The organism is Sporosarcina sp. FA15, from assembly GCF_051550195.1.
Lineage (GTDB): Bacteria > Bacillota > Bacilli > Bacillales_A > Planococcaceae > Sporosarcina > Sporosarcina psychrophila.
In genome coordinates, this window is the sequence record NZ_CP188818.1 from 4490443 (window position 1) to 4509236 (window position 18794).

The 18794-nt window shown below is 38.9% G+C and carries 16 protein-coding genes; 9 read left to right on the plus strand and 7 right to left on the minus strand.

From position 1 onward, the window contains the following. Window positions 1-295: 295 nt before the first annotated feature. Entirely contained in the window at window positions 296-1276 is a 981-nt protein-coding gene (locus ACP8HG_RS21520) for an iron-siderophore ABC transporter substrate-binding protein (protein WP_187046751.1), read from the minus strand. 510 nt (window positions 1277-1786) lie between these two features. Continuing rightward, window positions 1787-3211 carry a metallophosphoesterase gene (locus tag ACP8HG_RS21525; RefSeq protein WP_438297968.1) on the minus strand — a complete coding sequence of 475 codons (1425 nt, stop codon included), beginning with the start codon at window positions 3209-3211 and terminating at the stop codon, window positions 1787-1789. A 620-nt stretch (window positions 3212-3831) separates the two neighbouring features. On the opposite strand from ACP8HG_RS21525, the gene ACP8HG_RS21530 reads away from it, so the two are divergent. Together ACP8HG_RS21530 and ACP8HG_RS21535 are read left to right on the plus strand one after the other, a co-directional pair. Further along, window positions 3832-4473, plus strand: a complete 642-nt coding sequence (locus ACP8HG_RS21530) for a YfbR-like 5'-deoxynucleotidase (RefSeq protein ID WP_067206211.1) — start codon at window positions 3832-3834, stop codon at window positions 4471-4473. A 203-nt stretch (window positions 4474-4676) separates the two neighbouring features. Next, entirely contained in the window at window positions 4677-5186 is a 510-nt protein-coding gene (locus ACP8HG_RS21535; RefSeq protein ID WP_354314704.1) for a YfiT family bacillithiol transferase, read from the plus strand. A 205-nt stretch (window positions 5187-5391) separates the two neighbouring features. On the opposite strand, the gene ACP8HG_RS21540 is transcribed toward ACP8HG_RS21535, so the two are convergent. Next, on the minus strand, window positions 5392-7467 hold the full coding sequence (locus ACP8HG_RS21540) for a carbohydrate-binding domain-containing protein (protein ID WP_438297970.1): 2076 nt from the start codon (window positions 7465-7467) through the stop codon (window positions 5392-5394). Between the two features lie 290 nt (window positions 7468-7757). Here ACP8HG_RS21540 and ACP8HG_RS21545 point away from each other — a divergent pair, with 290 nt between their 5' ends. The 4 genes from ACP8HG_RS21545 to ACP8HG_RS21560 all read left to right on the plus strand — a co-directional run bounded on the left by ACP8HG_RS21545 (window position 7758) and on the right by ACP8HG_RS21560 (window position 11315). Continuing rightward, window positions 7758-8444, plus strand: a complete 687-nt coding sequence (locus ACP8HG_RS21545) for a response regulator transcription factor (RefSeq protein ID WP_438297972.1) — start codon at window positions 7758-7760, stop codon at window positions 8442-8444. Continuing rightward, window positions 8437-9735: a sensor histidine kinase gene (locus ACP8HG_RS21550; protein ID WP_340741561.1), complete on the plus strand. Its 1299-nt coding sequence runs from the start codon at window positions 8437-8439 to the stop codon at window positions 9733-9735. Before ACP8HG_RS21545 ends, ACP8HG_RS21550 begins: the two co-directional genes overlap by 8 nt. A gap of 115 nt (window positions 9736-9850) precedes the next feature. Then, window positions 9851-10660: a polyphosphate polymerase domain-containing protein gene (locus tag ACP8HG_RS21555; protein ID WP_342537656.1), complete on the plus strand. Its 810-nt coding sequence runs from the start codon at window positions 9851-9853 to the stop codon at window positions 10658-10660. Beyond that, complete coding sequence (locus tag ACP8HG_RS21560) at window positions 10629-11315, plus strand: DUF4956 domain-containing protein (protein WP_340741562.1); 687 nt, start codon at window positions 10629-10631, stop codon at window positions 11313-11315. The genes ACP8HG_RS21555 and ACP8HG_RS21560 overlap by 32 nt, the downstream gene beginning before the upstream one ends. A gap of 747 nt (window positions 11316-12062) precedes the next feature. On the opposite strand, the gene ACP8HG_RS21565 is transcribed toward ACP8HG_RS21560, so the two are convergent. Continuing rightward, the gene (locus ACP8HG_RS21565) at window positions 12063-14447 is read right to left on the minus strand and encodes a polyprenyl synthetase family protein (protein WP_438297974.1); all 2385 of its coding nucleotides are present in this window, start codon (window positions 14445-14447) and stop codon (window positions 12063-12065) included. A gap of 351 nt (window positions 14448-14798) precedes the next feature. Between ACP8HG_RS21565 and ACP8HG_RS21570 the strand changes: the two genes are divergently transcribed. The 3 genes from ACP8HG_RS21570 (at window position 14799) to ACP8HG_RS21580 (ending at window position 16067) form a co-directional block, all read left to right on the plus strand. Beyond that, entirely contained in the window at window positions 14799-15116 is a 318-nt protein-coding gene (locus ACP8HG_RS21570) for a general stress protein (protein WP_438297975.1), read from the plus strand. After that, window positions 15076-15444, plus strand: a complete 369-nt coding sequence (locus ACP8HG_RS21575; protein ID WP_342537658.1) for a hypothetical protein — start codon at window positions 15076-15078, stop codon at window positions 15442-15444. The genes ACP8HG_RS21570 and ACP8HG_RS21575 overlap by 41 nt, the downstream gene beginning before the upstream one ends. Window positions 15445-15569: 125 nt before the next feature. After that, complete coding sequence (locus ACP8HG_RS21580; RefSeq protein ID WP_340741565.1) at window positions 15570-16067, plus strand: LURP-one-related/scramblase family protein; 498 nt, start codon at window positions 15570-15572, stop codon at window positions 16065-16067. A 26-nt stretch (window positions 16068-16093) separates the two neighbouring features. Here the strand turns inward: ACP8HG_RS21580 and ACP8HG_RS21585 are convergent, their stop codons facing one another. The 3 genes from ACP8HG_RS21585 to ACP8HG_RS21595 form a co-directional block, all read right to left on the minus strand. Further along, window positions 16094-16504, minus strand: coding sequence for a hypothetical protein (locus ACP8HG_RS21585; protein ID WP_438297976.1), 411 nt, complete (start codon window positions 16502-16504; stop codon window positions 16094-16096). 224 nt (window positions 16505-16728) lie between these two features. Further along, a complete protein-coding gene (locus tag ACP8HG_RS21590) occupies window positions 16729-17421 on the minus strand; it encodes a hypothetical protein (protein ID WP_438297977.1) in 693 nt (230 codons plus the stop codon). 211 nt (window positions 17422-17632) lie between these two features. After that, window positions 17633-18067: an SMI1/KNR4 family protein gene (locus ACP8HG_RS21595; protein ID WP_438297978.1), complete on the minus strand. Its 435-nt coding sequence runs from the start codon at window positions 18065-18067 to the stop codon at window positions 17633-17635. Window positions 18068-18794: the final 727 nt, after the last annotated feature.

Sequence of the window (18794 nt, forward strand, 5' to 3'; positions counted from 1 at the left end):
TCTCCCTTTTATGTAAAAAGGGAGACTTTTTTTAACTATTGGAGGTGTCATAAATAGACCGGGAAATGGGACAGGATTGGAGCTATTGATGATTCTCTTGATTTGTTTAAGGTACGTGGATCTGATAAAACCCAAAATTGTTTTAGTATGAGTTACTTTTTTATTTTGAGTCTTATTCCTGGATGACTTACATACAATCACGATACCTCCTTCGCGTTCAAAGGACTGTAAGGTGATGTGAATGTCTAAGGAAAGCGTACTGTCGCACCTTTTTCTTTAGCTTGGTAATTCTCTATCACTCGACGTTTGTTAACTCTTGAACGATCAAATTCAAAGAGTTTTCCTTAATCAGCGGATAATCACTGATGGTCCAATGGGGCACATTGTAGACCTGTCCTGATTTCACAGCGGTGAGGTTTTTCCAGACAGAAGTAGCGGCATACGTCTCTAGATCCGTTTGCGCTTCCAGATCTTCTTCAGAGTTGCCTACTTCTAGGAAAAGATGATCTGGATTAAAAGAAGGCAGTGATTCCAGCGAAATTTGTTCTGCCTTATCAATACTTTCGATTCCGGGAGCAGGGGTGAGTTCCAACCCCGAGAACAGAATTTCCGCAAAGCCATGATTCGGTCCATATAATCGGATGACTTTCGGTTGAATGCGTAAATACATGAACGTTTCACCAGGTTTCACATGTGTAGCGATGAGTTTTCGGGCTTCGTCCAATTTTTGTTCATATTGCTCGATCCATTGCTGCGCTTCCTCTTCCTTTTGCAAGACTACACCCATTTTAATTAGTCCTGTTCGCCAATCATCAGAATTTTCGAGGATCACTGTCGGAGCGATTTTACTCAGATCATCGTTAATCTTGGAATCCCGGGATATGATTAGATCCGGTGCCATTTCCACTAGAGCTTCTAAATTAGCAGAGTCACCAAGCGGAATGACGCCGGACAATGCATCGCTGTCCAAATAAGGAAGCTCTAGAGACCCTATGTATGTAGTGGAAGCATACGGCTTTATGCCAAGTGCCAGCATTTGATCGGCCAGTCTGTAATCGAGTACAACAATTTTCTCCGGCTTTCCTACAATAGTGGTTTGACCGGCGGCATGTTCAATGATCCGCTGCTGTGGCGCGGATGCCGCTTCTTGAATAGTGTCTACTGAGTTTTCTGCTTTGGGAGAGGTACAGCCCGAGAGTAAAAAGAACAGAAGCAGCAAGGATAGGATGATTGGCAATCGTGAACTTGATGAACGATCTAGGTTGTTTTCGTACATGTTAATATAAGTAACCTCCATTATGATTAATTAAGTTTGTCTACTTGATAATGATAATCACTATCAATTATTTAGTCAAGAAGAGATTATCCTGAGTAAGATAAATACAGGCCATTTTTAAGCTCTATAAACGGGCGTTATGTCTACTAGGGGTGCATGTAGCACCCTACTTGAATTAAAGAAGTGGATATATTAAAGTGTGTTTAAAAAACTTACCGATCTAACACAATCTAACTATGTAGATTCACAAAAACAGCTTCATCCCTTGTGTATCAAGGGATGAAGCTGTTTTTTTAGCCGTTTACTAAAAAGCAGTTACGTTAATGAAAGAATTTGTTGTAGAAATCAAGACTTAATATAGCAAGCAAGAAAAAAAGGTCGGTGTTTACACACAGAAACTGTTCGTAAAATTGTACTTTTACGAACAGTTTCATATTGCATGTTTAAAAGGATGCTATTAATATAGATTGCTATTTACTTTTTCAATGTCCTTTTGTACTGAAAGGGCTATTATTTCTTGATAATCCCAAATTGATCGACAATGTAAGGTTCTGCATTATTTTTGCTTTGATCGATCTCGTAAGTTATTGCAGTCAATTTGTCTTTATTAATAGTGATACCGACGAAGTTTTGAATTTGGCCGCGTACTGGACGGCGGTTATCGTTCGGATCTGGACCATAGATAGCTGCATGATTCTCATCTGCCACTTCAAAGAGATTATAGTAAGCTGATCCAAGTTCGGGCGCTTGATTTTTGTAATACACTTTTGGTCCAGCTGTAGCAGGTATCAAAAAAATCGTACCATCTGGATTTACGGTATATTCTACGGTTTGTCCTTTTTTAGTCCAAATAATTTTTTCGGTTTCTGAAGCCGTACCATCACTCTTGATAGGCTTAGTACGTGCATAGATATGGTCATGTCCTTGAAGAACAAAGTCGATGTCTAGTTCCGCCATGAGTGGTGCCACCTGATTTCTCACACCGTTTGGATCTAGGATATCATCATCTGTTGCATGGTTAGATGTCGTGTAAGGACCCTTGTGAATATTGACAATAACCCACTTAGCTCCATCAGCTTTGGCTGCCTTCACATCATCCTTCAACCATTCAATTTGCTCTTCTGAAAAATTGGCGTATTTTTCGGAGTCTTCGTTGCTATTAAGTACGACAAAGTGAGCGTTACTATAATCGTAAGAATAATAAGCACCTGTCTCAGTTGCAGAATTTTCAGGTGTATCAAAGTTAAAATGATCGATAAAAGCAAAATTTTCATCCTCGTGATTCCCTGCGGATGGTGCAAACGTCGTGTTTAGCAAACTTTCCTGTGAATGTCCTAGAAGCCAATCCCATTGTTCCTCTTTGACTCCATCGTCAACTAAGTCGCCATTGTGAACAATGAACTCAGCATTAGGGACAGTATCTAGAGCCTTAGAGATAGTCTGGGATGAAAGAATTGCTTCATCTTCTGTTTTAGCCTGGGTATCAGCCAAATCAATAAATGTAAAAGTTCCATCTTTTGGAGATGTCTTAAATGAACCCATTTCACTCCAGTTATTGAGTTCTTCATCTCCAACACGGAAGTAGTATTCAGCATCTGCTTTAAGCCCAGTTGCTTCAGCTTTGTGTACATACTCTTTCTTGGAATTAGTAGAGAGGGAAGCAGTACCTGAAAATTTCAAGGCTTTATTAAAATCAGGTTTCTTCGCTCCTTTCCTTTTCACTACCTGCAAATCACTATTCTTGTAATCTAGTGATGTATACCAAGTGAGTCCCTTAGAATTGGTCGTATCCCCTTTAAATGTGACAGTTACCTTGCTGACTTCAGTATGATTTGGACTATCTGTTGCAAAAGAGAGCGTACTGCCAACTCCGCCCACTATGGATAAAGCTAGGGCAACTGAGATGATTTTTTTTTTGATTTTCAAGAAGATCATCCTCCAATTATATTGTAATAGTCCATCCTCATGGACAGTAATTTCACTATAACATTTTAATCTCTAAGCTTTGTTAACTTTATATATTGATAGTGTAAAGAATTGTTAATGCTATTTTATTTATTATTTTAGAATAATAGTGGGATAACTGAATAAAACTGCGTACTCCAGACTCGGGCCAGATAGTCGAAGAAAAAAGGGAATTAGAAGGCTTCTATTGAAAGTTAAAGGGTTAGATAGTCCTTTTAAAATACTGAGAAGGAGTGAAGATTCTGAAAAAATGGCAATAATGATCAAAAATAGAAGTTGGTCTTTTTGTATTTGTAAAAAGGAAACAATCCAGATGCCGCAGTTAATCATAATAGTGAGAAGTAGCAGAACAGACTACCGAAGCACGTCAATTTGACTAAATTGACCGATTAAATTCTTTGTTGTATGTTGTTAATCCCTTTCCTGCATAATTTAGTTAGAATTAGGGAAAGTAATTATAGACAGTGCTTAAAGTGAACATAGCTCTGTTTTTTTAAAAAAACGTGTTATTCTAGTCGTAAATATGAACGTCTGTGTGACTATTTTTTTTATACGAAAGCCCTGAAAAATATAGAAAGGTGATGAGTAGGATGGGTGTACATCAATATTTTAAAAGTTTATCTGATTTAGAACAAATTATTCGTTGTCCAGGAAAGTTCAAATATCAGGAGCATTCCGTCGCCAGTCATTCATTTAAGGTGACAAAAATTGCGCAATTTCTTGGAACAGTCGAAGAGGAATCTGGGCAGAAAGTGGATTGGAGAATCTTGTATGAAAAGGCATTGAACCATGATTACGCGGAACTTTTTACAGGAGATATTAAGACGCCTGTAAAATATGCATCGAAAGAGTTGAAGCAACTCTTCAGTGAAGTAGAGGAAGAAATGACAAGAAAGTTTGTAGAAAAGGAACTTCCAATTGAGTTTCAAGCCATTTATTTGGAACGACTTAAAGAAGGTAAAGATGAGACATTGGAGGGGCGCATTTTATCTGTGGCTGATAAAGTTGATTTGCTTTATGAAGCATTTGGTGAGATTCAAAAGGATAATCCAGAACCATTGTTTTTAGAGATATACGAAGAAGCATTAAGGACAATACTGCTGTTTCAAGATATGAACTGTGTAGAATACTTCCTAGAACATATTCTTACGGATATGCTTAGTGAACGATTTACTGAACATGGGGAGTTAACGGGCATTGCAATGCGGATAATTGAAGAACACGGAGGTTGATAAAATACATAAAAATGTCCAGTTCTAAAGCAAACTAACGTACAAGGCTAAACTTCCACAAACGGGCCATTTTCTTGAATAACACTGACAACGGTTTTCTGTCTGGCTTAATTGCGGGAGGCATCCCCAAGCGATGTTGAGAGGATTCTTTATGTCAACATATATAGAAAGAGAAATAATGAATTTGGAAAAGGGGATTGAAAATGGATGTAAGATTTCCAATTGGAGAATTACAAGTTCCTGAAAAAGGTACAGTAGAAAATAGTCAAGAATGGCTAAAGGAAATTGAAACTTACACGATTCGATTAAGAGAAACTGTTGATCCATTATGTGATGATGAGTTAAGCAGAACATATCGGGATGGTAGCTGGACAGTTCGTCAACTTGTTCATCACATTGCAGACTCTCAGTTGAACATGTATCAACGTTTGAAGCTGGCTTTAACAGATGAGAATCCAACAGTACCAGATTTTGATCAAGAAAAGTGGGCCATTCAACCGGATACAAAGCTTCCAATAGAAAGTTCGATTAAAATGTTAGAAGGTATAAATGAGCGCATCGTAGCTTTAGGATATAGTTTAACTGAAGAGCAATTAAATCGAGCTTTTACACACCAGAAGAACGGTGAAATAACAGTTGCAACAAAAGTTGCAAAATTAGCTTGGCACGAAGAGCACCACTTAGCCCATATAAAAATTGCATTATCAAAATAATACAAGATGTATGGAATTGGCTTATCAAACTCCGATAAGCCATTTTTATGTAACGATGTTAATTAGCCTGTGAATTGACATGCCAATTAAGCATGAAATAACTACAAATATTGATATAATAATAAAAAGAAGGGACTAAAACCATCACGGTTTTGAGTCCCTTTTCTATTGTTTCTAAATGGTTTGGACCTCTGAAGAGAACCCTTTAATTTATTATATAGATCTTTTTTATATTTCCTTTTCCTTCTGGCTCCATACCCTCGGGAGCTTTCATCCCTTCTGGTGGCTCCATCATCCCTTCAGGTCGTTCCATACCTTCGGGAGCTTCCATACCTTCGGGAGCTTCCATCCCTTCCGGTGGAACCATATCCCCGTGCGCTCCCTTACCACCTGGACCTCCCATACCGCCAGGACCAGAAGTTTTTGCAGTGGTGATTCCAGATTCATCAAGCCATGTTACGGTGTCTGAAATTGTGAACTCCACAACTTTCGTGCCGCCTTGATAGTCACCATCTTCAAAAAGACCATCACTTTCATTACCAGACGTTGTCCCTTCTGAGTAAAGGGTATAGGAAGCATCTTTCGTTAGTTTTGGCAAACTAATGACGACCGATTGATAGTCTTTTGCGGGCGCAAATGTCACAATCTCATTTCCTTCGCTATCTTCTAGATGCAGTTTGGTTCCTGCAGATTGTGTCTCCGGATAAGTCATCAAGATCGTATGCTGTGATGAGTCTTCTGAAGTGGCCATCGCCATACCAGAACTTCCAGTAGCGATGAGAACTCCGCCACTTATTTCAAAGTCTTCGTCATAATCCAAAGCACCATTGCCATTATTCGTAGGTCCATTAACGATCACGGTACCGCCTGTCATGGATATGGAACCATTTGAATCGAGTCCATCACTGGCTGCATCGACATAAACATAGCCACCATTTATTGAAAGCAGAGGATCTTTCGCTTGTTCAGTAGTCGTGTCAGAATTATCGTCGGCTTCGCTAATGTTAATGCCATCATCAGTTGCTTTAACATGAATTTTCCCGTCCAAGATTGTGATTGAATTACTTTCTATCCCTTCATTACTCTTCGTGATGTCGATGTTCCCGCCTTTGATCAGAATGGACGTATCTGCATGAATGCCGTCATCGCCGGTAGCCATTTTCAAATCGCCACCAGTTATGGTGATCGAGTTGTCGCTGTGTATCGCATCATCTAATGAATCCAGTTGAAAGCTTCCCCCGCCAATTGCCACTTCTTCATTTGCCTTAAGCCCTTTGCCACTAGATGTCTCAGAGCTAGCGTCAGTTGTGCTTGTTTCCGTTTCTCCAGGGGTAGGCCGACCCATTTCAGCATTTGCTATTTTTTCAGGACTGCCGCCACCAGATGAAATGTTGAACTCTCCGTCTGCGATTAGAAGTGAAGTCTCAGCCTGAATGCCATCATCAGCTGCCTTGATATCGAAACTGCCTCCTTCAATGGCGATGACCCCTTTTGAAGCATCTTTGTCATTCGTGGACTTCATGCCGTCGCCACTCGCTTCGATACGGATATTGCCATCTTTAACAGCGAGGAGGTCTTTTCCCTTTAATCCATCATCAGCTGAATTAATTTGGATTGTTCCTCCTGTAATTTTCAATTCGTCTTTACTGGTGATTCCGTCGTTGTAATTGCCTTGCACGATTAGTTTCCCACTGCCGTTAATGGTGAGATCGTCTTTGCTGAATAACGCTGCATTTGGCTCATCTTCCTCTGAATTCTCATAAACATACTTAGATCCGTCGGATAAAACGTTTTCAGTCCCTTCTTCTAATGAAACAATCGTTTTTTCTGCTTGTTTCACGTAGATTGCTGAAGTAGAGGAAGAATGGATTTCCGCACCATTCAAAACGAGCCGAACGATGCCATCGTCTTCTGTGTCCACAATGAGTTGCCCATCATCCAGTTTTCCTTGGATTTCATACACGCCTGAAGTTGTTATCGTGACGATGCTTTTGTCGATGACTACTCCGCCATCCCCTTCAAAGCTGGCACCACTTCCATTCAACTGAATAGACGTTGCGTTTTCCCAATCCTCGTAAAAATCTTCATCGGAATAGCTTACATACTCGCTAATAACACTAGCTATTTCTTGATCCCCAATCGTACTTAAGCTTTCACCTTTTGCAGTAGACGCATTATTGGTACTTACCTTTTCTGAATCATTGCTGCAAGCAAACAAAGATGCGGTGAACATAAGAGAGGCGGCTACCTTCATAAATTTAGAATTTTGTTTTTTCAACATAAGCTCCTTCTTGCAAATGAAATTTCATCCGTTTTTCAGATGATGTTTTGCTAAGAACCCTATTATTTAGGATGAACCTTAAACAAAGCTTAAAAAAGGAAATGCGAAATTAAAGTTTGCTTTTATTTCAGTTGGACCTATAATCTATCGTAACGATATCAATCACGCCTCGGCGTGATTGCGTCCAGATTTTGAAGGCATATCTAGCATTCATCTCACCACTTATAGAAGTGGGGGACTTCTGTTGAATTAAGTTAAAACGTTGATAAATGATACAAGGGGGGCACTATATGAAATTACTAATCATTGAAGATGACAAGTATCTCTCTGAATCAATATGTGAAACAACAAAGGAAATGTTCGATACCGAGCAGGCTTTCGATGGAGAGGAAGGACTGTTTCTTGCACAGCAAAATATTTTTGATGTAATTATTTTAGATATTATGCTTCCGTATATGAACGGTTATGAGGTATTAGAAAATTTGAGAAAGCAAAATATCACGACTCCTGTCATTATGCTGACAGCCAAAGATGGAATTGATGACAAGATTAAGGGTTTTAAAATGGGAGCAGACGACTATTTAGTGAAACCTTTCCATCGAGAAGAACTATTAGTTCGGCTAGAGGCAATGATAAGGAGATCAGGAGGTTTATTAAAGGAAAATATTCTAACTTTTAAGGAACTACATTTGAATATCAAAAATAAAACTGTGGAAATTAATGGGGAAACACTTAAATTGAATGGAAAACAATTTGATTTACTGGAGTATTTGATGAACAATAAAAACGCTATTTTGACTAAGGAACAGGTTTTTGATCGAATTTGGGGATTTGAGTCTGATACTTCTACAACAGTTGTAGAGGTGTACGCCAGTAATTTACGAAAAAGTCTCAAGAAGTTTGGTTATGATCAATACATCAAAACCTTCCGTGGGCTAGGTTATATGCTGGAAGACCATGGTGAAGGGAATGTTTAATAAACTAATTTTCAAGAAACAGCAGCTAAAATTTATGATTTTCAACTTGATTGCTTTTACTGTGATTTTCACGATCTTTAGTATTATCATTTTCGGCCAAGTTCAAAATACATTATTTTCGAAGACAGACGAGGAACTGTTATCATTTCAAGAAATGATGACAGATAACAATCCAAAGGGGTTACGGCCGCCTCTTAAAGATGGAGACTTAGATCAGCCTGTGCCGGATGAAGAAAGACGGAAAAATGCACCAAATCCCAGGGTGATTGTCATGCATTGGGATAACGCAGGAAATATACGTAATGAAAATGAAATCGGAACCTTATTTTATGAAAACTATCTAACCGATTATAAGCTGGATAAAACAACTATGGACAAAATTACAATGACGAAAATCAGTGAACTGTATCACTTTAGATATATTCTTTTTGAATACCATAATGATGAGGATGAAATTGCCTATACACAACTGATGATCAACGTGGATGCTGAACAAACCATCATTTCCAACTTTGAGAAACTGTTCATTATCTGGTCGGTCATCTTCATCGTCCTCTCTATTTCTGCAAGTTTCATCTTATCTAAAAAGATGATGAAACCAATTATTCATTCTTGGAATAAGCAGGCGGAGTTTGTTGAAAATGCTTCACATGAACTCAGGACGCCTTTGACGATTATTCAAAATAAGCTGGAGCTTCTCCTAACAGCACCGCAAGAAAGAATTTCAGATAGGTTTGAAAATATAGCCCTAAGCTTGTCTGAAACAAGGCGTTTGTCCAAACTCACTTCGGATTTATTGACCTTGGCAAGAGCAGATTCGGCAGAAACACAGATTATGAAGCAATCCATTCATATCGATACATTCATCCGAAGCGTATGTACGCCTTATAAGGAAATTGCTGAGTCGCAGGATAAGCATTTTTCGCTAAATTGTCAAAGCCCTTTTACTATAGAAGCAGATGAAACTCGGCTGCATCAACTGATAGTAATTTTAGTGGACAACGCTTTAAAATATACGAGCGAAAACGATAGTATTCGTGTGAAAACATATGGCGAGGATCAGAAAGTTGTAATTGAAGTGAGCGATACGGGGATCGGGATCAAAGAAGAAAATATCCAATATATTTTCGATCGCTTTTACCGAGAAGACAAAGCCCGAACTAGGGAAACTGGAGGCATGGGCTTAGGATTGTCCATCGCCCAGTGGATCGTATCGATGCACAATGGAACGATTCATGTGATAAGTAACCAGAATAAAGGAACCACTTTTATAGTCAAACTTCCAAAGTAAGAGATCACATCATCGTGATCTCTTTTTTTGTGTTGTTAAATTGTTTTAAGGTTTGTTTAAGGTTCTTCTTTTAGTATTTAGTTCATAGAGCGACAGCAAAAAGGAGTAGATAGATATGGCGATCGAAATCTTCAGTCGGCAAGAGCAAAAGTATTTAATCACTCGCCGCCAATACGAAGAACTTGTGGAACGGATTGGACCGGAGATGCGAAATGATAAGAATGGCGTCGATGGAAAATATTCAGTCACTAGCCTGTACTTTGACAATGCAGAGAAAGGCATTTATTTTGAGACCAAAAACAAACTAAAATACCGCCAGAAATTACGTTTACGCGTATACGACGATGCAAATCTTAAAAGCGTGGCATTTTTTGAAGTGAAGCAGAAACATAAGAAAGTCGTCAATAAAAGACGGATGCTTTTGCCGCTAGGGGAGGCGTATCGCTATTTAGAGGAAGACGGTCAAGCGGGCTTGGATCACTACAAAACGTCCAATTCGCAAGTCATGAAGGAAATTGATTACTTCCGTAAGTTCTATCAGTTACGTCCCGAAATGGTCGTATCGTATAGCCGTCACGCATTGCACGGTATTCATGATTCAGAACTGCGAATTACCTTCGATTTCGACTTACGTTGCCGTAAAGAAGATCTGCATATCGAGAATGGTTCGTACGGAACGCATTTCATCGATCCAGATCTCGTCGTGTTAGAAGTGAAAGTCGATCACAGTGTGCCGCTTTGGCTAACACGTATTTTACAGGAGCTTCAGTGTGAGCAGCGCAGTGCATCAAAGTTTTGTACCAGTATGGAACTGCTGAGTGGAGATGTATTACCCCAGGCAGGATACTTTGAACCGAAAGAATTGGAAAAACAACTAACAGGAGGAATAGAAAATGGCTCAGATCACGAACTTGTTTTCATCTAATGGATTGGAAGGAGCCACTCCGACCATGTGGATGAGTATTACCGCGATGGCACTTGCTGCGGTCCTCAGTTTAATCATTACGAAAGTGTATCAAATTACATTTACAGGAGAGCGCTATTCACAAGCGTTCGTCCATACAATCATTATGATGAGTGTTGTCGTGTCAGTTGTTATGAACGTAGTAAGCGGAAATGCCGGTGTGGCGTTTGGTTTATTCGCCGTATTCTCCCTCATCCGCTTCCGAAGTGCCGTGACGAACGCCAAGGATATCGCCTACATCTTTTTCGGATTATGTGTCGGGATGACAGCAGGACTGTTTCAATTCCCTCTGGCCATTGCATTGACGTTATTCTCCAGTCTGATTTTCTATATACTATACAAAGTGGACTATGGAAAAGGGAAAGATATGCAAATCCTTAAAGTAACTGTCCCTGAAAATCTAAATCACGAAAATTTATTCGACGATATCTTGAATGAAAAAACCGAATACTTCCAACTTCGACAAGTTGAAACAACGAACTTGGGGACGATGATTCTCTATACATTTGCCATCCGAAGCAAGACCGATACAAAAGATCAGGACTTGCTAAATGAAATCCGTGTACGCAACGCGAATTTGAAAGTATCCCTATCTTATCTTGAGATGCGAGACTGAACTGTAAGACCGAATTATGAAAAAAGCCGTCTACTACGATTTTTAAAAATCGAGGAGACGGCTTTTTTTTCTTGCTGTACTTTAATGTTTATAGTTTGGCCACAGCAGGTAATGATCAAAACTTCACTATATGAATGTGTAATTGCATTTAACAAACAGAATACTCTCCGTTTGTAGGACACTTTGAAGCTTTGGTAGGACACTCGGCCGAGTTCGTTGGATAGCTCAGGGCTTTGGTTGAAGACTTCGAAGAGTTTGTTGGAAACCTCGTTGTTAGTAGGACACTTGGAAGCTTTGGTTGGACACTTTGCCGAGTTCGTTGGACAGCTCTGGGCTTTAGTTGTAGACTTCGAAGAGTTTGTTGGAAACCTCGTTATTAGTAGGACACTTTGAAGCTTTGGTTGGACACTTTGCCGAGTTCGTTGGATAGCTCTGGGCTTTGGTTGTAGATTTCGAAGAGTTTGTTGGAAACCTCGTTGTTAGTAGGACACTTTGAAGCATTGGTTGGACACTCGGCTGAGTTCGTTGGACAGCTCTGGGCTTTGGTTGTAGACTTCGAAGAGTTTGTTGGAAACCTCGTTGTTAGTAGGACACTTTGAAGCATTGGTTGGACACTCGTCCAAGTTCGTTGGACAGCTCTAGGCTTTGGTTGTAGACTTCGAAGAGTTTGTTGGAAACCTCGTTGTTGGTAGTACACTTTGAAGCTTTGGTAGGACACTTGGCCGAGTTTGTTGGAAACCAACAAACTCAATGGTCTCGGTTCACGAGATAATTCAATAAATGCTTCAAAAAAGTCGTATTACGTGGTATTTCTTGTAACGTTTCCATTGCAAAACAATAATGTTCCCACATCGCTTTTCTGGCACCGATAGCACCTAGGATTGATACAAATGTCGTATTGTTGTTTTCAGCATCTTTTCCAATGGGTTTCCCGAGTACGTTCTGATCTCCTTCCACATCAAGCAGATCATCCTTAATCTGAAATGCAATGCCGGCATGACGGGAGAATCTTTTCAAAGCTTCCATTTCCAACTCCGTTGCATGGGCCAGAATTGCAGGCATTATAAGAGAAGCTTCAAATGCGATTCCGGTCTTATAAAAGCACATCGTATTCAATTGTTCCAGCGTCAATTGTTTCCCTCTGGAATCCAAGTCCATCGCCTGTCCTCTACACATATCCCCTACAATTTGGGACGAATATCGAATCAAGCGTAGCACCGTTTTTGGATCGTACTGGTCAAGAGATGTTTGTTCTTCAACCGCTTTTTGGGTCAGGAAAAGTCCAGTTAATTCAGCTGTGGCAACATCATACACCTGATGTAAGGTTGGACGCCCTCTACGCTTGGGCGCATTATCTTGGGATGGCATATCATCAAAAATGAGGGATGCCGTATGCATATATTCCAATGATCTCAGAAGCGGGACGATTGATGACTTATCCAATCCATATTCGTTCACACCCATGACCCAAGTCATGATTGGCCTTAGTCGCTTTCCATCACTTTTCAGACTGTAATTTGCCGCATCGATTATCGGTTCAATCATCGAAGAGGTATTTCCTATTTCGGAAATAGATAATACGTCGTTGATCTGGTCACGTACAGTTTCGATTGTATCTAAAAAGACTTCCTGCTCTTTCCGTTCACTTTTCAGATTCGTAATCATATGATCTCGAAGCAGTTTATCAAAGAAATCCACATCATCCGCTTTTCGAACCATACGTTGGATGACTTTGTTGAATGTAGGATTTCCCGAAGCAAATAACTTCATAACTTCGTTGTATTTATTAGTGCCCATTCGTTTTTTAAATCGTTTCAGCCCGTTTATGGCACGATCGAGTATCACCTCACGCGTCTTGCTATCAGAGCGATAGACATTATGGATCAAATTATAGATGACTGTCCAGTACAATTCAAAGGGATTTATGAGGTCCGAGCGCTTATCGTGATATTTCAAATAATAGGTATAGGGTGTTACTCTTTCTTCATTTAAGTCATCAAACATATCCGCAAAATCATCCGCTAGCTGGTTGTAAATGCCATATAAAAATGTTCGGTTATGGAAGCCCTCATCCTCAGGAGCACTTATGACTGAACGGGTAATCAAACGTGAAGAAGAGGATTTTAAAATGACAGGTATATAAAGTTCTTCATTGGTGTAATTCGCATTGGATAGATCCTTTACACGATCCACTTCCTGGGAATTGAAAAACACATAAGACTGCTCGAAAAAACTTTTTCTTGTCTCTGGTCGTTGAAGGCTCTTAATATACTCAAAGGCATCTCGGAGTTCCGAATGGACAAATCTGATGAATTCCGCGTTTTTTCCAGTCCACTGATCCAATTCAGGAACAGATCCTGTGATAAGTGTGGACCGTATTAAATCGGAATATCGTTTTTTCTCTTGATTTGATAAAACACCGGCATCCAGAAGGTCGTCAATGAATGGATACGTCAGACCATAGGAATACCCCAGCCTAATCGCTTCTTCGAGCTTCCGGGTACGTTCTTCAGGCGTAATCTCAGCGTCCATCTCTTCAACCACATGCAGGATGACCCCGGCTATGATTTTGATAAGTTTCCGCTTGGCTTCCTCAGCATCCATCCCCTCTGGAATATGGGATGATACAGTCTTTAATTTATCCATCACCCAGATCATGGTGGATTCAACGCCTTCCTTCTGGGCAAGCCGATACATCCCAGCCATAGTAAACATCTCCAATTTACTTCCAGGGTTTTTCGGATTGGAATCAATTAGGTGACTTTTTAAACTATCAACTGTACGTTGAACCCTGGTCTGTGTGTCAGGTGAGTCCAAGGCTTTACCCAAATCTCGCATGTAAATATAGGAAATGCTCCGATCCAAATAATTATCTAGTTTACCTGTGTAATCCAGCCATTGGATATAAGTGTGATACCCCTCTGAACCAGTTTTTCCCTTTCCACGCGAAAAAATAGATAATAACGGGAAAGGATGAATATGGTTCTGTTTCCAAGACTGTATATCTTTTATCAAAACAGGGGCAACCATGTTTTGCACGAGCTGTTCAGAAAGTGATTTAAAATAATGAGCAGCCTCCTGCTCAGCCAACCGATAGCATGCATCGGCATTTTTTAGTAACTTCTCATTCATACTAATCAATACCTCTACTTTAAGTTTTCATATATATGTATGCAATATTGATCAAATCAATGTTAATAATCTAAACACTATCCCAAACTTTTCACAAAAACTAAATTTATTTTATTCAAAATAACATTTTCATCATAAGAAAGCTATACACAGCCTCTAACAACCCTACGATTTACCATTGCTCCTTACTCAATTTCTCTATCCAACACTAACACTTTTTTATTGAATATTTCAGCTGGGGGCTTTTCATGATGATATATTACTGAATTTTTGTTGAACAACTCCCGGCTTTTGATGGAACCCTGGTCATGGTAAGCGTAAAATAATAAAAATCTTAGGAGGCAAATTGATATGGCTTACAAAAAGTTTGTAGGCACATTCCAAAATGAAACTGAGGTTTTGAATAAGATCGACGAGTTAAAAACACAGGGGTATTCTGATAATGATATTTACATTGTGAGAAATGATGCGGATGTGATCGGTTTTTTATACCGTTACAATTACTATAATAAAGAAACAGATATGCCGGGCCTATTAGAAATAAATATCGTAAAACATCGCAACTGTACAAGACCTGTTTCAGTTGGCCCATCGGACTTTTTGGGCAATTGCCGAGGGGGAAGTGAAAGTGGAGGAAGATTCCGAATTACTGGATGCTATCGACTATGACGACGAGGCAATTTCGAAAATGGTTGCACGAAATCAGTTAAGTATTGGCAAGATTAAGCTGTACGTCATTGAAACTAGAGAGCCAGAACTATTCGCATTTTATTACAGTGAGAATGTTTTGGAAGCGCACGCACTCCATCAGGACATGTTCCGAGAGACGCCAAAACGAATGACCAATGCCTCCCATTTAATGCCGAAGCTTTTTCATTTCGATGAACTGGATGCTGCGAATATATTATACTTCCACCGTAACAAAGTTGTCGCATATCCGAATTATTTAGGACATGCTAGGGCGGGGGAGCGGGTGTTGGCACGGATGCGGGCTTGAGTAGAGTAGCAAGACTATATGTTTTCCCCATATATTTATGGAGAAAGTGAAACGTATTGTCATCCGATACGTAGTAGAGAGAACGGGTTTTACTGAAAAGGGGTTTCTAGTACAGGGGGGATTACATGAGACAGTTGTATATTAAGCAAAAGGTATTTAGTTTGAGCGGCAAGTTTTCGGTGAAGGATCAAGAAGAGAATGAAGTGTATTTCGTAGAAGGAAGCTTTATGCAAATACCGAAGACGTTTTCGATTATGGATGTGGCTTGTCAAGAAGTGGCGATGATCACGAAAAAAACGTTTAGTTTTCTACCGACTTTTTTTGTCGAAGTACATGGCCAAGAAATGGTAACGATAAAGAAGGAATTTTCTTTTTTAAAAGCACGGTATTCAATTGACGTGGCAGGGATAGAAGTACAGGGGAATTGGTGGGATATGGATTTCGAAGTATACCGAAATGGGGAACTGATTGGTGCTGTCAGCAAAAAGTGGTTCACATGGGGCGATAGCTACCAGTTAATAATTGTAGAGGATGAGATGGAACCACTTCTCGTGTCGCTTGTTGTGGCGATTGACTGCGCAAAAGCAGCCCAGTCTGCTGCGGCGGCTGGGGGTGGGGCGTGACCAGACCAGTAAAGTGTCAATATCAGCTATTTTTTAATAATTAATAGATCATTCTTTGGTGTCAGCATACCGTTCTTTTCGTAATAATTACCTACTTTTCTTGAAAGTACTACCGTTTTTATAGCATGGTTTCCCTTAGCAAATACGAGTAGAAAAATATCTTCTCTAAAATCAATTCCATTAATACTACCCTTAAATTCAATATTCAATGATTCTTCTATGACATCTACTGTTGTATATGGTCCATAGACTGATGCCTTCTCCCAGTCAAAATCGGTTAAAGTAGACAGTGAGATTTCTGTTGTACCACTTTCCGCCTGCTCTAAAATCTTTCTAGCGAGCATGGGATCTTCACTAGCCCTATTAACAAAAAACAAACTAAGTATTAAAGAGGTTAATGCAGCTCCACCAATTAATAAAATCCATTTTCTTAACATAAATTACACCCCTATTAAACTGTGACTTTCTTATTTACAAAAACTACGGCAAGGTAAATAAAAAGAAGATATTCAACGAGATAGATTGACCGTAACAGCAGACGACCGGATAAGCTCAATCGCTTCACCTTTGAGCTACTATCGATCCCCTTTGCTAATACTGCCTAATAGCAACGAAAAGCCTTTATAAAACGTAACATCCCATAAATATTCAAGTCATATTGTTATTTAAATATAAATTTTCTCTTACCATTGTCATTCTGCAATTCAAATAATGTTGGTTTACTAACGAAGCGCTCTAGAAGCTCATAGGCCCTATAATCCGTTATTTCATCAGGAATTGTAATTCCGCTAAATGATGTAGAAGAAATTAATGCATGAAAATCATATCTGAACTCGTAATCACCTGTATAAGCCAGCGCCAACTTACCTTTCCAATCAATTTGATAAGACTGGCCTTCTTCCTTAGTAAACTTAATAATGTGATAGGCTGTCGCATCGTGACCGAGCAAATAAACATCAAATGCAGTCAAATCTAGATTCAAGTTTTCCTGTTCATCCTTGGATAGAAAGTCAATTTCATATGCCTTCCCATCTAGTGTCTCTAGGTCAAATGGTGCCTCATCACTTCCTACATGAAAACCTTTATAATCCCATTCTTGAGATGACATAGTACAACTATGATAGTTGTTCCATACAATCTTAGCGTGCCAATCGTCTACTTCTTCATCGTCATTCTCATCTAAATCTAAATCTTCCTCATAATAATCTGCAGTTTCCAAATGTAAATCGAAATACAATCCTGTTCTTTCTTTCAATACTTCCTCTTCTTCATATTTGAAATGTGCACTCCACTTAAAGTTGATTATTCGATGACCATTAGGCCAAGGATTGTCTACAAAATAAATTCGATCCATAATTATAGTCCTCCCTTTTCATCGTAATTAGTCTATCCTACCTTGTCTCTTTCTTATTAAACTACCTCGCCATGTAAGTTGAATAATTAACTTTACCACATAAATCCAATTATCTTATTGAACTATTTTGCTCTTTTAGTTGAATAAGAAAAGGGTGCTTAACCCCTAATTGAAGTAAAGCACCCGTTTGTTTAAGAACGAAACCTCCTATTTATATAGAAATTTCGGAAGTAATCCAACCTTTTATAAAATCTTCTAACGAAGAAGCAATCCAAGTTCGGCTATCATCCTCATGATTCCATACATATATGTCCTCTTTTTGAATACTCCCATTTAATATGGCAAAACCGAACAAATCCCCATTTCCTCCATCAGAAAAAAACATTAAATTATCAAATGGCATATAAATATCTTTATAATCATCAAAATTTCTAAAAAACAAGTTGTCTTCTACTATTTTTCCAGTTGACCAAATCAAAGGACAATCAAATTTGTCAAATACTCCATTTGTTTCATTTAATAGGTCTAATAATTTTTTTGGTAATTCAATATTTAATTCTTTTTTAATAAGAGTTATTTCAGAATTGGTTGCTGGGGCTTTGAAATGATATTCTTTCGATATTTTCTCAATGTAATTCTTCCACATAATTTAATCCCTGCCCCCTTTAAAGTTTTCTAACATTCAATAATTCACCACTGTTCATATGTTATCCTTGTTGAACTATCGTGCCGCGTTAGTTGAACAACGGGCATATCAGTTCATGATACAGTATAACTTATTTACAAATATTGGTGTAGGGAAGTGAGTAAGCCTAGCCAGTTTGTTTACCTGTTATTTCAACGAGACGAGCAGGTTTAAGTGTCTTAGAATCATTTATGATGAACTACACGTAGAACCTGTACAGATTGCTCTTATCGAATGAGATGTCATAGAGTAGCGTTAAATAGGTTAAGTGGGTGAGATTTCAAAGATTCGATACTCGAAATATTATTTGATCTGGTTATTAATCGTATTTTTGAGAGTTATAATGGCTCTCTTTTTTACTGTCCTAGGCGGGCCCAATTCCCACCATATCCATAAAAACATTCGTGAAATTGAATGTAATTTATGGGATTTAAAGCAATAATTACTGAAGGAAATTCAGTGATTGTTGTTTTTTTGTTTTCATTATGTACCTACACTGTCCATATGATCCAAAATCTTTGACTAGCGCCCAAACGATTTTAATAGTAAACCACAAAAAGTATTCTAATATAATGCACAATTCTAAAAAGGATGTGTTAAAATAAAGTTTCAGTCTACTTCAAGGTGAAATAAGTACATTTTGCCTCAACGTGGAGAAGTGATTGTGCATTTTTTATAATACGAGTTT

Coding starts and splice junctions, on each gene's coding strand:
- ACP8HG_RS21585 (WP_438297976.1), bottom strand. CDS start 16,504: ATGTTAAGAAAATGGATTTTATTAATTGGTGGAGCTGCATTAACCTCT.
- ACP8HG_RS21550 (WP_340741561.1), top strand. CDS start 8,437: ATGTTTAATAAACTAATTTTCAAGAAACAGCAGCTAAAATTTATGATT.
- ACP8HG_RS21525 (WP_438297968.1), bottom strand. CDS start 3,211: ATGATCTTCTTGAAAATCAAAAAAAAAATCATCTCAGTTGCCCTAGCT.
- ACP8HG_RS21580 (WP_340741565.1), top strand. CDS start 15,570: ATGAGACAGTTGTATATTAAGCAAAAGGTATTTAGTTTGAGCGGCAAG.
- ACP8HG_RS21545 (WP_438297972.1), top strand. CDS start 7,758: ATGAAATTACTAATCATTGAAGATGACAAGTATCTCTCTGAATCAATA.
- ACP8HG_RS21555 (WP_342537656.1), top strand. CDS start 9,851: ATGGCGATCGAAATCTTCAGTCGGCAAGAGCAAAAGTATTTAATCACT.
- ACP8HG_RS21535 (WP_354314704.1), top strand. CDS start 4,677: ATGGATGTAAGATTTCCAATTGGAGAATTACAAGTTCCTGAAAAAGGT.
- ACP8HG_RS21520 (WP_187046751.1), bottom strand. CDS start 1,276: ATGTACGAAAACAACCTAGATCGTTCATCAAGTTCACGATTGCCAATC.
- ACP8HG_RS21540 (WP_438297970.1), bottom strand. CDS start 7,467: ATGTTGAAAAAACAAAATTCTAAATTTATGAAGGTAGCCGCCTCTCTT.
- ACP8HG_RS21590 (WP_438297977.1), bottom strand. CDS start 17,421: ATGGATCGAATTTATTTTGTAGACAATCCTTGGCCTAATGGTCATCGA.
- ACP8HG_RS21570 (WP_438297975.1), top strand. CDS start 14,799: ATGGCTTACAAAAAGTTTGTAGGCACATTCCAAAATGAAACTGAGGTT.
- ACP8HG_RS21560 (WP_340741562.1), top strand. CDS start 10,629: ATGGCTCAGATCACGAACTTGTTTTCATCTAATGGATTGGAAGGAGCC.
- ACP8HG_RS21595 (WP_438297978.1), bottom strand. CDS start 18,067: ATGTGGAAGAATTACATTGAGAAAATATCGAAAGAATATCATTTCAAA.
- ACP8HG_RS21565 (WP_438297974.1), bottom strand. CDS start 14,447: ATGAATGAGAAGTTACTAAAAAATGCCGATGCATGCTATCGGTTGGCT.
- ACP8HG_RS21530 (WP_067206211.1), top strand. CDS start 3,832: ATGGGTGTACATCAATATTTTAAAAGTTTATCTGATTTAGAACAAATT.